At 66.0% G+C, this 14,443-nt stretch carries 9 protein-coding genes; 7 read left to right on the top strand and 2 right to left on the bottom strand.

Going from position 1 to position 14,443, the window contains the following annotated elements; all coding sequences use genetic code 11:
- Positions 1 to 11: 11 nt before the first annotated feature.
- Together BCY78_RS02035 and BCY78_RS02030 are read right to left on the bottom strand one after the other, a co-directional pair.
- Complete coding sequence (locus tag BCY78_RS02035) at positions 12 to 2,387, bottom strand: xanthine dehydrogenase family protein molybdopterin-binding subunit (RefSeq protein WP_068297065.1); 2,376 nt, start codon at positions 2,385 to 2,387, stop codon at positions 12 to 14.
- A gap of 88 nt (positions 2,388 to 2,475) precedes the next feature.
- A complete protein-coding gene (locus tag BCY78_RS02030; protein WP_068297061.1) occupies positions 2,476 to 2,967 on the bottom strand; it encodes a (2Fe-2S)-binding protein in 492 nt (163 codons plus the stop codon).
- 221 nt (positions 2,968 to 3,188) lie between these two features.
- Between BCY78_RS02030 and purQ the strand changes: the two genes are divergently transcribed.
- The 7 genes from purQ to BCY78_RS01995 all read left to right on the top strand — a co-directional run bounded on the left by purQ (position 3,189) and on the right by BCY78_RS01995 (position 14,210).
- Positions 3,189 to 3,857 carry a phosphoribosylformylglycinamidine synthase subunit PurQ gene (gene purQ / locus BCY78_RS02025; RefSeq protein WP_068297058.1) on the top strand — a complete coding sequence of 223 codons (669 nt, stop codon included), beginning with the start codon at positions 3,189 to 3,191 and terminating at the stop codon, positions 3,855 to 3,857.
- Positions 3,858 to 3,977: 120 nt separating this feature from the next.
- A complete protein-coding gene (locus BCY78_RS02020) occupies positions 3,978 to 5,693 on the top strand; it encodes an ATP-binding protein (protein ID WP_068297056.1) in 1,716 nt (571 codons plus the stop codon).
- A 120-nt stretch (positions 5,694 to 5,813) separates the two neighbouring features.
- A complete protein-coding gene (locus tag BCY78_RS02015) occupies positions 5,814 to 7,148 on the top strand; it encodes a sigma-54 dependent transcriptional regulator (protein ID WP_068297659.1) in 1,335 nt (444 codons plus the stop codon).
- A gap of 513 nt (positions 7,149 to 7,661) precedes the next feature.
- Positions 7,662 to 10,673: a ribonuclease E/G gene (locus BCY78_RS02010; protein WP_068297054.1), complete on the top strand. Its 3,012-nt coding sequence runs from the start codon at positions 7,662 to 7,664 to the stop codon at positions 10,671 to 10,673.
- Between the two features lie 108 nt (positions 10,674 to 10,781).
- A complete protein-coding gene (locus BCY78_RS02005; protein WP_068297052.1) occupies positions 10,782 to 11,528 on the top strand; it encodes a cytochrome c biogenesis CcdA family protein in 747 nt (248 codons plus the stop codon).
- A gap of 88 nt (positions 11,529 to 11,616) precedes the next feature.
- The gene (locus BCY78_RS02000) at positions 11,617 to 12,834 is read left to right on the top strand and encodes a hypothetical protein (RefSeq protein ID WP_068297050.1); all 1,218 of its coding nucleotides are present in this window, start codon (positions 11,617 to 11,619) and stop codon (positions 12,832 to 12,834) included.
- Positions 12,831 to 14,210, top strand: coding sequence for a cytochrome P450 (locus BCY78_RS01995; protein ID WP_369808684.1), 1,380 nt, complete (start codon positions 12,831 to 12,833; stop codon positions 14,208 to 14,210). Before BCY78_RS02000 ends, BCY78_RS01995 begins: the two co-directional genes overlap by 4 nt.
- The last annotated feature ends 233 nt before the right edge of the window (positions 14,211 to 14,443 follow it).

The raw sequence follows: 14,443 nt of genomic DNA, 5'->3' as shown, positions 1-14,443 counted from the left end.
CCGAACCTCCCTTACTTGCCGTTCATCGCCGCCCAGACGCGCGAGGGCGAAGCGGGCATGTCGATATGGGTGACGTGTGAGTAGCCGCCGCGCTGAAGCGCGTCGATCACCCCGTTGATGACGGCAGGCGGGCTGCCGATGGCCCCGGCCTCGCCGCAGCCCTTCACCCCAAGCGGGTTATGCGTGCAGGGCGTGTTGCAGGAATGGTCGACCTTGTAGTTCGGCACATCGTCGGCGCGCGGCATGGCGTAATCCATGAACGAGCCCGAGACGAGCTGGCCGTCCGCGTCATAGACGCAATTCTCCATCAGCGCCTGCCCGATGCCCTGTGCCAGACCGCCATGGACCTGACCCTCGACGATCATCGGGTTGACCACATTGCCGAAATCATCCGCTGCCGTGAAGGCGAGGATCTCGACCTTGCCGGTCTCGGGATCGACCTCCAGCTCGCAGCCATAGGCGCCGGCGGGGTAGGTGAAGTTCGACGGGTCGTAGAAGGCGGTTTCTTCCAGCCCCGGCTCCATCGATTCCAGCGGGTAGTTATGGGGGACATAGGCCGCGAGGGTCACGCCTGCCCAATCCACCGCCTTGTCGGTGCCGGCGACCGAGAATTTGCCGTCCTTCAGCTCGATATCAGCCTCGGCGGCTTCGAGAAGATGGGCGGCGATCTTCTTGGCCTTGTTGATGATCTTGTTGGTGGCCTTGACCAGTGCCGAGCCGCCGACCGCCAGCGAGCGCGAGCCATAGGTGCCCATGCCCATCGGCGTGTTCGAGGTGTCACCGTGGTTGATCTCGACCTGACCGGCGTCGATGCCGATCATGTCGGCGACGACCTGCGCGAAGGTGGTCTCGTGACCCTGACCATGAGAATGCGAGCCGGTGAAGACCGAGATCGAGCCCGTCGCATTGACCCGCACGGTGGCGGATTCGTAGAGACCGGCGCGGGCACCGAGTTGCCCCACGAGGTTCGACGGCGCGATGCCGCAGGCCTCGATGTAATGGGCGATGCCGAAGCCGCGCAGCTTGCCGCGTTTCTTCGACTCTTCGGCGCGGGCGGCGAAGCCGGCGTAATCCGCGACCTCGAGCATCTTGTCCATCGTCGCGTCATAGTTCCCGGTGTCGTATTCGACGGCCACGGGCGTGGCATAGGGGAACTGGTCGGGCTGGATGAAGTTCTGACGGCGAAGGGCGATCGGATCGACACCGAGCTCGCGCGCGGCTTTGTCGACGATACGCTCCAGCTGGTAGGTCGCCTCGGGACGGCCTGCACCGCGATAGGCGTCGACCGGCACGGTGTTGGTGAAGACGGCCTTCACGTTCACATAGATCAGCGGCGTCTTGTAATTGCCCGCCATCAGCGTGCCGTGCAGCCAGGTCGGCACCGAGGGCGCGAAGGTCGAGAGATAGGCGCCCATATTGGCGTAGGTCTCGGTCCGGATCGCGGTGAAGTTGTTGTCCGCATCGAGCGCGAGCTGCATCTTGGTGACGTGGTCGCGGCCTTGAGCATCGGACAGGAAAGCTTCCGAGCGCGAGGAGGTCCATTTCACGGGCTTCTTCAGCTGGCGGGCGGCGAAGGTGCAGAAGGCTTCCTCGGCATAGTGGAAGATCTTCGAGCCGAAGCCACCGCCCACATCCGGCGCGACGACGCGCAGCTTGTGCTCGGGGATGCCCAGCACGAAGGCGCCCATCAGGAGGCGGATCACATGCGGGTTCTGCGAGGTGGTGTAGAGCGTCGACTGATCATTCCACGGGTCGTAATCGCCGACGGCCACGCGGGGCTCCATCGGGTTGGCGACCAGACGCTGGTTGACCAGCTCCAGAGTGGTGACATGCGCGGCGTTCGCGAAGGCCTCGTCAACGGCGGCCTTGTTCTCTTCGACGAAGCCCCAGTCGTAGCAGAGGTTCGAGGTCAAATCGTCATGCACCTTGGGCGCATCCGCAGCGAGGGCAGCCTTCATGTCGACGGCGGCGGGAAGCTCGGTGATATCCACCACGATCGCTTCCGAGGCATCGCGGGCCTGCTCGGCACTCTCGGCCACGACGACGGCGATCGGGTCACCGACATGGCGCACCTTGCCCTCGGCGAGAACCGGGTGCTTGGGCTCTTGCATGGGCTGGCCATGCTTGTCGGTCACCTGCCAGCCGCAGGGAATGCCGCCGACGGCTTCGAAATCCTTGGCGGTGAAGATACGGACCACGCCGGGCATGGCGGCCGCGTCTGCGGTGTCGATCTTGTCGATCCGGCCATGCGCCACCTGACTACGCAGGAAATAGGCGTGCAGCTGGCCGCGGAGATTGAGGTCGTCGGTATAGCGTCCGTTCCCGGTCAGGAAACGAAGGTCTTCGCGCCGCTTGGTGCTGGCGCCGATGCCACCGTCTTTGGGCATGGGATCCTCCCTGAAATCCTATGGCGGTGGGATGAAATCCCACCCTACGAGTCGCGCGTCCCGGCAGGAATGCCGCCGGGCGTCCTCCTCACTCGGCGGCGATGCCGACGCCGCTTACATCCTGACCCGAGGCCGCCATCACCGCCTTGACGATGTTGTGGTAGCCCGTGCAGCGGCAGATATTGCCTTCCAGATGGTGGCGCACCTCGGCCTCGGTCGGCTTGGGGTTGTCCTTCAAGAGCGCCGCCGCGGACATCACCATGCCCGGCGTGCAGAAGCCGCATTGCAGTCCGTGATGGTCCTGAAACGCCTGCTGGATGGTGGCCAGCGAGCCATCGGCATTGGCCATGCCCTCGATCGTGGTGACGCTGGCGCCGTCCACATCCTGTGCCAGCACCGTGCAGCTCTTGACCGCCAAGCCGTCCACATGGACGACGCAGGCCCCGCATTGGCTGGTGTCGCAGCCGACATGGGTACCGGTCAGACCCAGTTCCTCGCGCAGGAACGACGACAGAAGCGTGCGTCCCTCGGCCTCGCCCGACAGCGACCGGCCGTTCACGGTCAGTGTAACCTTGGTCATGTATCCCTCCCTTGGATGGCCGCATGAAAGCACGCACCCCAAAGCCGGGATATGCCACCTTAGGCGTAGTCGCGCCCGCAGCATCGCAGTTGCGGCAAGATCCGGCGCCGCAAGGGCAGGGCTGGGGCCAGAAGATCAGGCGAGGCCGGCAAAACCCCCTTTCCCCCGCGGCCTGATCGCAGTATGGGAAGCGCAATCCCATGCCAGCAGCGGAGACGCGCATGAAAGCCGCCGTCATCACCTTCCCGGGGTCCAACTGCGACCGTGACCTTGCCGTCGCCTTCGAGGCCGCCGGTGCCGAGGTCACCCGCGTCTGGCACAAGGATGCGGCGCTGCCGGAAGGCGTGGACATCGTCGGCATTCCGGGTGGCTTCAGCTTTGGCGACTATCTGCGCTGCGGGGCCATCGCGGCACGCTCGCCCATCGCCTCGGCGGTGATCAACCACGCCGAGCGTGGCGGTTATGTGCTGGGCGTCTGCAACGGCTTCCAGGTGCTGGTCGAAACCGGCCTGCTGCCGGGTGTGCTGATGCGCAACGCTGGCCTCAAGTTCATTTGCAAGCCGGTTGCGCTGGAAGTGGCGACGACCGACAGCGCCTTCACCTCGGGCTACCAGAAGGGCCAGCACGCGGTGATCCCGGTCGCGCATCACGACGGCAACTACCAGGCCGACGCCGAAACGCTGGCGATGCTGGACGCCGAGGATCGCGTGGCCTTCCGCTATGTCGACAATCCCAACGGCTCGCAAAACGCGATCGCCGGCATCCTCTCGGCCAACCGCCGGGTGCTGGGCATGATGCCGCACCCTGAGCGTGCGGTCAGCGCCGAGCATGGCGGCACCGACGGTCAGGCGCTGTTTGCCGGCGTGATGGGCGCCTTGGCGCTTACCTGAGCGCGCAACCCCTTGTGAACGCTTGAGGCCGCCTGTCTCGCCGCGTAAGTTGCGGCCATGAGCGACAGACGGCCGCCCCCAGTTCCCTTCAACGCCCCGGTGGCGGCCCTGCGTGCTGGCATGCCCGCCTGGGGCAAGGCTATTGTCGGGCTGATGATGGCCATCGCGGTGGTCGTCGTCTGGGTGATGGATGACTGGCTGAGCGAGAGCTTCACCGTCGATACCCGCACCCGCGCCGAGCTGCGCCTTGTCCTTTACGCCGGCAATATCGAGGCCGAGCTGCAACGCACGCAGGTCGTGCCGATCCTGCTGGCGCGCGACCCGGTGCTGCGGGAATCGCTGCAGATTTCCAACTATGCCTCGGTCTCGCAAATCCTGATCGGCTTGCAATCCGAAGTGGGTGCGGCCTCGATCGAGCTTCTGGACACCGCGGGCCGGGTGGTGGCCGCGACGGACCGCAACCGGCTGGGCGTGATGCGCGTGAACGAGCCGCTGTTCGTCGAGGCGCGCCGGGCCAACGATACGATCTTCAACGTCCAGCAGCGCGATTCTGGCGGCTACGGCTTCGCCTATGCGCGCGCCATCCGCTCGGGCAGTCAGGTGCTGGGCGTCGTCATGGTCGAGGTGGACCTCGCCAAGTTCGAACGCAGCTGGGCGGGTTTCTCGGATGCCGTGGCGCTTCTGGACAGCGAGGGGCGGATCATCCTCGCGACGGAGCCACGCTGGCGGGGCCGGACCGAGGCCGAGGCGCTGACCATGCGCGACGCGCCTACCGCCATCGAGCGCGCGCTGCGCTACACCGCCGATCTGGCGGGCCGGGGGCCGGATGCTTTCCTGTCCAACGAGGCCGTGCTGCGCTCGGAAAGCCGGGTGCGCCATCGCGGCTGGCGGTTGATCAGCTTCACCACCTATGACGGCGTGCGCGAGAAGGTGAACGGCGTCCTCGCGCTGGTGATCATGGGCTTCGCGCTGCTCTTGGCGATGGTGTTCTACCTGTTCTCGCGCCGGGCCTATTCGCAATCCGCCCGGTTCGAGCAGGAATCGGTCGAACTGCGCCAGCTGAACCTGCGTCTGCAGCGCGAGGTCGCCGCGCGCGAGAAGGCACAGAAAGAGCTGACCTTCGCCGAACAGACACTGGCGCAATCGTCGAAACTGGCGGTGCTGGGCGAGATGTCGGCCGCCGTCAGCCATGAGCTGAACCAACCGCTCGCCGCGATGAAGACCTATCTGGCCGGTGCGCGCCTCTTGATGAACCGTCGCCGGGCCGAGGAGGCCTTGGTCTCGTTCCAGCGCATCGACGACCTGATCGACCGGATGGGCGCGATCACCCGCCAGCTGAAAAGCTTCGCGCGCAAGGGCGGCGATGCGTTTGAGCCCCTCGATCTGCGCGACTGTGTGACCGAGGCGCTGACGATGATGGAGCCGCGCCTGCGTGAACGTCGGGTGCTGGTTGTGCGGACGCTGCCCAAGGAGGCGGTGATGGTGATGGGCGACCGGCTGCGGCTGGAGCAGGTGATCATCAACCTGATGCGCAACGCCGTCGATGCGACCCGCAACGCCAATGCCCCGCAGATCGACATCCTGTTGACGCAGGGCGACACCGTCACCCTGACGCTGAAAGACAACGGCACCGGCATTGCCGAGATCGAGAAGGTGTTCGAGCCCTTCTACACCTCGAAAAAGCCGGGCGAGGGGACGGGGCTGGGCCTTGCGATCTCGTCCGGGATCATCGCCGATCACGGCGGACGGCTGACCGCGCACAACCTGCCTGAGGGCGGCGCGGCGTTCGAGATTGCGTTACCTGTGTTGGTGAGGGCCGGACAAAGCGCGGCCTGACGTTTAAGGATTGCCCGAAACGGGCTATATAAGACCCAAGGTAGATCAGGAGTGAGCGACATGAGCGCCACAGAGAGCGCCACCCAGAGCGCCACCGAAACCGAAGTGAGCGCCGCCCCGATGGCCGGCCGCACGCCCAACCGGGTCGTGGTGATCGACGATGAGCAGGACATGCGGGCCTCGATCAGCCAATGGCTGTCGCTGTCCGGTTTCCAGCCCGAGACCTATGCCAGCGCCGAAGAGGCCTTGGCGGTGTTGGGTGCGGATTTCCCCGGCATCGTGCTGAGCGACATCCGCATGCCCGGCATGGACGGCATGGCGCTGCTGAAGAAGCTGATGGGCATGGATGCCTCGCTGCCGGTGATCCTGATCACCGGCCATGGCGACGTGCCGATGGCGGTGGAGGCGATGCGCCTCGGGGCCTTTGATTTCCTTGAAAAACCCTTCGATCCCGAGCGCATGGCGGATCTCGCGCGCAACGCGTTGAAGGCGCGGGGCCTGGCGCTGGAAAGCCGGGCGCTGCGGCATGAGCTGGCCGATGGCACGGCGATCATGCACCGCCTCGTCGGGGCCTCGTCCGAGATGGTGCGCCTGCGCGAGGATATCCTCGATTACGGGCAGGCCGATGGCCATGTGCTGATCGACGGCGAGACCGGCACCGGCAAGACGCTGGTGGCCCACGCGCTGCACGCTGTCGGCCCGCGCGCCGGGCGCAAGTTCGTCGCCGTCTCCTGTGCTGGGGTCGAGGATGACGCGCTGGCCGCCAAGCTGTTCGGTCCGGTCGAATCGGGCGGCTTGCCTCTGGTCGAGGAAGCCCGCGGCGGCACCCTGTGCATCGAGGATGTCGAGGCCCTGAGCCCCGCGCTGCAGAGCCGGCTTCTGACCTTCATTAACGACCAGCCCGCGCCGCCGGCGACGCGTATCGTCGCGATCTGCAACGATCACAAGCCCGGTCGGACGCTGGAAGACGTGCTGCGACCGGACCTCTATTACCGGCTGGCAGCGATGAAGCTGACCCTGCCGCCGTTGCGCACGCGGGGCGAGGATATCCTCGCGCTGTTCAAGAGCTATGCCACGGATTACTCCGAGGAATATGGCTGTCCGGCCCCCGACCTCAGTGCGCAGGACGCGGCCTATCTGTTGCAGGCGCCTTGGCCCGGCAACATCCGCCAGCTGATCTCCATCGCCGAGCAATCGGTGCTGCAGAACCGTCGTGGTTCGGGTTCGGTCGTGTCGCTGGTGATGGCCGAGAACGAAGCTTCCGGCGGGGCGCTGACGACAGAGGGCAAGCCGCTCAAGGATTACGTCGAAGCCTTCGAAAAGACGCTGATCGACAACACGATGCGCCGTCACAAGGGCTCCATCGTCGCGGTGATGGAAGAGCTTTGCCTGCCGCGCCGGACCTTGAACGAGAAGATGGCCAAATACGGCCTGAGCCGGTCGGATTATACCTGACCAATGCGGTCATGACGGATCGAGAAGGGGGCTGCGGCCCCCTTTTTGCTGCGGGCACAGGGCCGGTCCGCGCCCAAATCGCCTCCTTTTTTCGGGAATCCCGGAATTCCGGGGCGCCGGACTTTTCACCCGCGCATTTTCCCATTGAACAGGACGGGCCTTACACCCTATGTTTGTGACAGCGATCACGCTCGCGTATCGCGCGAAATTCATGGTCCGTTTCTCCCTTTCGGGGTGAGAGTCGGGCGGGATCGGCCCTCAAAAGCCGTTGGAATGCCCGGGTCAGGCGACGAGCCGATCGGGGTCTGTCATGGACGCAGCCGTGAAAGTCGGCGCGTCGGAGCCTGAAACCGCGATGCCAAGTGGCGCATCACTTCTGAACGTGAACGGGACGCGCGAGAGCGCCGCCCTCCGTCGGATCGCGCCCGGCCTCGCCACCATTTTCCCTCTCGACAGCTTGCCGCGCGGACCCTCGGGGCCGGGCGGTGGTTTGCGTGGGGGATGCGAGATCTTATGGGAAAGAAACTACTCATCGATGCCACCCACGCGGAGGAAACCCGCGTCGTGGTTCTGGACGGCAACAAGGTCGAGGAATTCGATTTCGAGACCATCCACAAGCGCCAGCTTGCGGGCAACATCTACCTCGCCAAGGTAACGCGCGTCGAGCCGTCGCTGCAGGCGGCCTTCGTCGATTACGGCGGCAACCGGCACGGCTTCCTCGCCTTCGCCGAGATCCATCCCGATTACTACCAGATCCCGGTCGCGGATCGTCAGGCGCTTCTAGAAGAAGAGCGCGCGCTGGCGCGTGATCAGGAAGAAGAGGGCAACCGCCGCTCGCGCCGTCGTCGCGATGACCGGGGCTCGAAGAAGAAGTCGGACGACAAGGCGACCGAGGACAACACCGCCGACGAGGCTGTCGCCGAGGACACCGCGGCTGACGCCGTGACCGAGACCGTCGTCGAAGACCCGATCGTCACCGAGATCCCGGTGGAAGCTGTCGAGACCGCCCCGGAAGCGGACGCGGTCCCGGTGAAAGCGCCGGTGGAAGCCCCGACTGAAACCGTCGAGCCGGTCGCCGAAGCGGCGGTTGAAGCGCCGGCGGAAGAGGTCGTGGCCGAGGACGCACCTGTCAGCGAAGCCGCTGCCGAAGAAGTCGTTGCGGAAGACGAGGCCGACAAGCCGAAACAGGCGCCGATGGCCGCGAAATCCGAGGGCATGGAGCACCGCACCTACGGCGCCATGGATGTCGTCGAGCTTGAGGAAGACGACACCGAAGACGGCCCCGAGGTTTCGGAAGCCCGTGACGAGGATGACGACGAGGACGACGCTTTCGTCGCCGCCGACACCGCCAGCGAAACCGACCCGGAGATCGAGTCGGTCGCCGATGAGGACGTCTCGGACGAGGTCCGCCCGGCCCGCCGCTCGCGCGCGCGCCGCTACAAGATCCAGGAAGTGATCAAGGTCCGGCAGATCATGCTGGTTCAGGTCGTCAAGGAAGAGCGTGGCAACAAGGGCGCCGCGCTGACCACCTATCTGTCGCTGGCCGGCCGCTATTGCGTGCTGATGCCGAACACGGCGCGGGGCGGTGGCATCAGCCGCAAGATCACCAACGCTGCCGACCGCAAGAAGCTCAAGGACATCGCCTCCGAGTTCGACGTGCCGGAAGGCGCGGGTCTGATCATCCGCACGGCCGGTGCCAACCGCACCAAGCCTGAGATCCGCCGCGACTACGAATACCTGTTCCGCGTCTGGGAGCAGATCCGCGAACTGACGCTGAAATCCATCGCGCCGGCGCCGATCTATGAAGAGGGCAACCTCATCAAGCGCTCGATCCGCGATCTGTACAACAAGGACATCGACGAGGTTCTGGTCGAAGGCGAAGCGGGCTACCGCACCGCCAAGGACTTCATGAAAATGATCATGCCGACGCATGCCAAAAGCGTGCAGCGCTACACCGAACAGATGCCGCTCTTCGCGCGCTATCAGGTGGAAAGCTACCTCGGCCAGATGTTCAACCCGACCGTTCAGCTGAAGTCGGGCGGCTATATCGTCATCGGCGTGACCGAGGCGCTGGTGGCCATCGACGTCAACTCGGGCAAGTCGACCCGCGAGGGCTCGATCGAGGACACCGCGCTCAAGACCAACCTTGAGGCCGCCGACGAGATCGCCCGCCAGCTGCGTCTGCGCGACCTGGCCGGTCTGATCGTCATCGACTTCATCGACATGGAAGAGCGCAAGAACAACGCCTCCGTCGAGAAGCGGCTGAAGGAAGCCCTGCGCAATGACCGCGCGCGCATTCAGGTCGGCCGCATCTCGGGTTTCGGCCTGATGGAGATGAGCCGCCAGCGCCTGCGTCCGGGCATGCTGGAAGCCACGACCCAGCCCTGCGCTCATTGCCACGGCACGGGCCTGATCCGGTCGGACAACTCGCTGGCGCTGCAGATCCTGCGCGCGCTGGAAGAGGAAGGCACGCGCAACCGCTCGAAGGAAGTGCTGGTCAAGGCGCCGATCGGTATCGTCAACTACCTGTTCAACTCGAAGCGCGAACACCTCGCGCAGATCGAGCTGCGCTATGGCATGGCGATCCGTCTGGAAGCCGATCCCTCGCTGATCTCGCCGGATTACGCGATCGAGAAGTTCAAGACCGCGACGCGGATCGTCTCGGTGCCGTCGACGCCGGTGGTTTCGCTGGATGCGCAGACCATGTCGGATATCGACGAGGCCATGGGCGATTACGAGGAGGACGAAGACGTCATCGTCGAAGCCGAGGCCGAAACCACCGAGGCGCCTGAGGCGGCCGATGGTGAGGGCAAGGCCGACAACGGGGATGGGGGCAAGCGCAAGCGTCGCCGTCGTCGTCGCCGTCGGGGTGGCCAGTCGACCGAGGGCCGGGATGAGAGCGGCTCGGACGATGGCGATGAGTCCGACGAGGGCGACGCGACCGACGGTGACGACGAAGCCGTGGCCGAGATGAAAGCCGAAGCCCCTGTGGAAGCGCCGGTCGAGGCAGAGGCGGTCGCCGCCGAAGCCGTGACCGAGGTTGCCCCGGAAGCGGAAGAAGCGCCGAAGCCCAAGCGTCGTCGGACCCGTCGCAAGGCTGCTGATACCGACGCTGAAGCGGCCCCGGCTGCCGAGCCCGCCGCCGAGCCGGTGGCGGAGGAAGCGCCTGCCGCAGAGGCCGAGGAAGCGCCGAAGCCCAAGCGCCGTCGTGCCCCGCGCAAGAAGAAGACGGACGAGGTCGCTGCCGAAGCTCCGGCTGAGGTGACGGCGGAAGCGCCGGTTGCCGCCGCGGCGGAAACGCCGGCTGAGACCCCGGTTGAGGCTCCGGTCGAAGTACCTGTGGAAACGCCCGCCGAGGCTCCGGTCGAAGCCCCGACCGAGGCGCCCGCTGAAGCCCCGGTCGAGGTTCCTGCCGAGACCCCGGCGGAAGCCCCGGTCGAGACGCCGGTCGAGACCCCGACCGAAACCGCCGAGCCCGAGGCCTCGCGCCCGCGCCGGACCGGCTGGTGGTCGCGCAAGAGCTGAACCGCGGCGCGGTGACGCATTGAAGAGAACGTGAGCCGCGCCCCCCGTGACGAACGGGGGGCGCTGTTCTATTCAGGACCGTGCAAGCCGTTCCCGAGGAGCCCGCCGATGTTTGGAATTGACCTGTTCGACGCGGCCCTGATGCCCTCGTTGATGGTGGCTCTGGTGGCGGGCCTTCTGTCTTTCCTCAGCCCCTGCGTGCTGCCCATCGTGCCGCCGTATCTGGCCTATATGTCCGGCATCTCGATGCGCGACCTGACCGAAAGCCGGGGAATCAGCCCCGCTACGGTGCCCGCGCTGTTCTTCGTCATGGGCCTGAGCACGGTCTTCCTGTTCCTTGGCTTCACGGCCTCGTCGCTGGGCCGTCTGTTCCTCGCCTATCGTGAGGAATTCGCGATGGTCGCGGGCGTCGTGGTGATGGTGATGGGCCTGCATTTCCTTGGCCTGTTCAAGCTGGGCTTCCTGATGCGCGAGGCCCGGTTCGAGGGCGGCAAGGGCGGTTCGGCTTTCGGCGCCTATGTGCTGGGCCTCGCCTTCGCCTTCGGCTGGACGCCTTGCATCGGCCCGATCCTCGGCATGATCATCACACTGGCCGCGACCGAGGAGTCCATCGCGCGCGGCACCGGGCTATTGGCCGCCTATGCCGTGGGTCTTGGGTTGCCGTTCCTGCTGGCCGCGGTCTTCATCACCCGCGCCATCGGTTTCATGAACCGGCTGAAGCCCTGGATGGGGATCATCGAGAAGGTGATGGGCGCGCTTCTGGTGTTGGTGGGTCTGGCGCTGATCACCGGCTGGCTTGCGGATTTCTCGTTCTGGCTGCTCGATATGTTCCCGGCCTTGGGGCGCATCGGCTGACGTCGGCTGCGTATTTTCGGCAGAGTGATGGGGCGGGTTTGCGCCGGCTTCCTTTTCGCGTAGCCTGTTGAAAAGGCGCGAGGGTGGCATGAGTGACGATCCGGTAAGGGTGCGCAGGCGGCGGGTGTTCTATGTGCCCGGCTATGACCCGTTCCCACCTCGACGCTACCGCGAATTCTACCGCAAGGAGGGCGCCGCGCAGGCCGAGATCTCGGGCTATGATTTCGCGATGAAGGCCGAGACGGGCTCCGGGCACTATGTGTGGCGTGTGGAGACCGAGATCGGCGGCGAAGCCAGCGAGGCGCGGGTGCAGGTGCTGGTCTGGTCGGACCTTGTGCAGGACTCGATGCGCCGGGGGATCGCCGCGACCTATCTGCTGATGGTGCGCACGCTTTGGACCTTTTTCTCAACCGGCGCTCTGGGGGCGATGATCCGGCTGAGGCCGGGTCCGATGCTGACGGGCGCATGGCCCGTGGGGATGCTGACTGGGCAGCTGTTGGTGGGCCTCTTAGCCTTGGCGCTGGTGTGGTGGGGCGGTGTGGCGCTGGTCGGCGGGGCTGTGGGGCATCTGGCCGGGATCGCGCTGGGGATCGCGGCGCTGTGCGGGGTGATGATCGGCTTTCGCAAGCTCGATACCAAGTTCTTCGCCTATTACATGCTTTATGATTTCGCGCAGGTTGCGTCCCATCGCGGGGCCTATGGTGAAGCTCTGCAGGCCCGGCTTGATGAATTCACCGATGAGGTGGCGGCGGCCCTGTCCGAGGGCAATGACGAGGTGCTGATCGTCGGCCATTCCTCGGGCGCCGCGCTGGCCGTGACTTTAGCGGCGGCGGTGGAGCGGCGGGGTCTGCCCGAGGGCGGCGCGCGGCTGGCCTTGCTCACGTTGGGGCAGGCGGTGCCGATGCAGGGTTTTTTGCCCGAGGCCACGCGCCTGCGCGCCGATCTTCACCAGCTTGCGTCCTCGGAGGCAGTGGCGTGGGTCGATGTCAGCGCGCGCGGCGATGGCGTGTGTTTCTGGCTCACCGATCCGCCCGCTGTCTGCGGCGTCGCGCCTGAGCACCCGATCAACCCGCTGGTGTTCAGCGCGGCCTTCTCGGAGACCGTCTCGCCCGAGAAATGGCGCGAGATACGCCGGCAGTTCTTCCGCCTGCATATCCAGTATCTCGCCGCCTTCGAGCGCCCGCGCGACTACGACTATTTCCAGATCACCGCCGGGCCCGTGCTGTTGGCGGACCGCTACCGAGGGCGGATGGCCTCGCCGCAGGTGGAACGCCGGGTCTATTCCCCGCATCGGAGCATGGCGTGACCACGCCGCCGATCCGCGCCCCGAAGCCCGTGTCCCGCGCGGGGCGGTTCTCGTTGTGGCGCTATGTGCGGGCATTTCGCAAAGACATTCTCGGCGCCAACCCGGAACGGCTTTACCGCGCCAAGATGGCCGAGTTTCGGATCCCCTTCCTGCACACTTTCCTCGTCAACGAGCCGCCCCTTTGGCGCCATGTCCTGACCGAGCGTCCGCAGGATTTCCCCAAGTCACCTCGGATGGCGGCGGGGCTGGAGCCGCTGCTGGGGCAGGGGGTGTTCATCTCGAACGGGCCGCTCTGGGAGCGTCAGCGCCGGATCATCGATCCGGCGTTTGAGGGCGGGCGGCTGCGGGATACCTTCCCGGCGATGCTGGCGTCGGCCGAGGGGACGGTCGCGCGGTTGACAGCGCTGGCGGGTGAGGCGCCCGTGGAACTGGACGGCCCGCTCAGCCACGCCACGGCGGATGTGATTTTCCGCACGCTGTTCTCGGTCCCGATCGAGGATCAGACGGCAAGCGCGGTCTACAAGGCCTTTCGCGACTATCAGGGCACGCAGCCGCTGCTGAACCTCGCGGCCTTCCTGCCCTTGCCGCGATGGATGCCCCGGATGCACCGTCCCTCGACGCTGCGGGCCGCGCGCAAGATCCGGGCATTGATCACCGGGCTGGTCGCCCGGCGCCGGGCCGAGATCGCGGCGGGGACGGCACCGGACGATCTGGCGACGAAGATCCTGACCACGCCGGACCCGGTGGATGGCCAGACCTTCAGCGATGCCGAGATGATCGATCAGGTCGCGGTGTTCTTCCTTGCCGGGCACGAGACCTCGGCCTCGGCTTTGTCCTGGGCGTTGTATCTTCTGGCGCTGGACCCGGCCTTGCAGGACCAACTCGCTGCGGAGGCGGAAGCGGAACTGGGCACGACGCCGGATTTCGCAGCGATCAGCCGCTTGAGACTGGCGCGCGACGTGTTCCGCGAGGCGCTGCGGCTCTATCCGCCGGTGCCGATGATGGTGCGCGAGGCCGCCTGTCCCGTGACGTTCCGGGGGCGACCAGTCGAGAAGGGCGCGCAGGTGGTGGTCAGCCCCTGGCATCTGGGACGGCACGCGCAGATCTGGGAGCAACCCGACGATTTCTGCCCTGCCCGTTGGCAGACGGCGGAGGGGCGCAGCGCCGTGCGGGACGGGTTCATCCCGTTCTCGGCCGGGCCCCGGGTTTGCACCGGGGCGGGCTTCGCGATGATCGAAGGGCCGCTTCTGCTGGCGATGATCGCGCGGGCGTTGCGGCTGGCGCCGGTCGAAGGGCGCGAGCCGGTGCCCGTGGCGCAGCTCACGGTCCGGGCAAAGGACGGGGTCTGGGTGACACTCACGCGGCGCGCTGCCTGATTGGTCCGCTCACTCCCGAAACATGAGCCAAGTGTCAGGTGATTTCACCACAGCGTGATTTTTTCTTGGACAGATTGGTAAGGTTATTTTACCTCTTGAGGAAGTGGAGGAGAATCTGCGCGGGCTTGCCCTGTGCTCCGTGCCCCTGGAGGGGGGCGAACGGTTGTCTTCTTCACCTGTGAAAAAGGGAAATGCGGCCAGGTTCAGGGAGGGGAGTCCCGATGCCGGAGCCG

The sequence above is a fragment of the Pararhodobacter sp. CCB-MM2 genome, assembly GCF_001691415.1.
Taxonomy (GTDB): domain Bacteria; phylum Pseudomonadota; class Alphaproteobacteria; order Rhodobacterales; family Rhodobacteraceae; genus Pararhodobacter.
The sequence above is the reverse complement of the archived record's forward strand: the minus strand, read 5'-3'. Positions and strand labels throughout refer to the sequence as shown.

Coding starts and splice junctions, on each gene's coding strand:
- BCY78_RS02035 (WP_068297065.1), bottom strand. CDS start 2,387: ATGCCCAAAGACGGTGGCATCGGCGCCAGCACCAAGCGGCGCGAAGAC.
- BCY78_RS02030 (WP_068297061.1), bottom strand. CDS start 2,967: ATGACCAAGGTTACACTGACCGTGAACGGCCGGTCGCTGTCGGGCGAG.
- purQ (WP_068297058.1), top strand. CDS start 3,189: ATGAAAGCCGCCGTCATCACCTTCCCGGGGTCCAACTGCGACCGTGAC.
- BCY78_RS02020 (WP_068297056.1), top strand. CDS start 3,978: ATGCCCGCCTGGGGCAAGGCTATTGTCGGGCTGATGATGGCCATCGCG.
- BCY78_RS02015 (WP_068297659.1), top strand. CDS start 5,814: ATGGCCGGCCGCACGCCCAACCGGGTCGTGGTGATCGACGATGAGCAG.
- BCY78_RS02010 (WP_068297054.1), top strand. CDS start 7,662: ATGGGAAAGAAACTACTCATCGATGCCACCCACGCGGAGGAAACCCGC.
- BCY78_RS02005 (WP_068297052.1), top strand. CDS start 10,782: ATGTTTGGAATTGACCTGTTCGACGCGGCCCTGATGCCCTCGTTGATG.
- BCY78_RS02000 (WP_068297050.1), top strand. CDS start 11,617: ATGAGTGACGATCCGGTAAGGGTGCGCAGGCGGCGGGTGTTCTATGTG.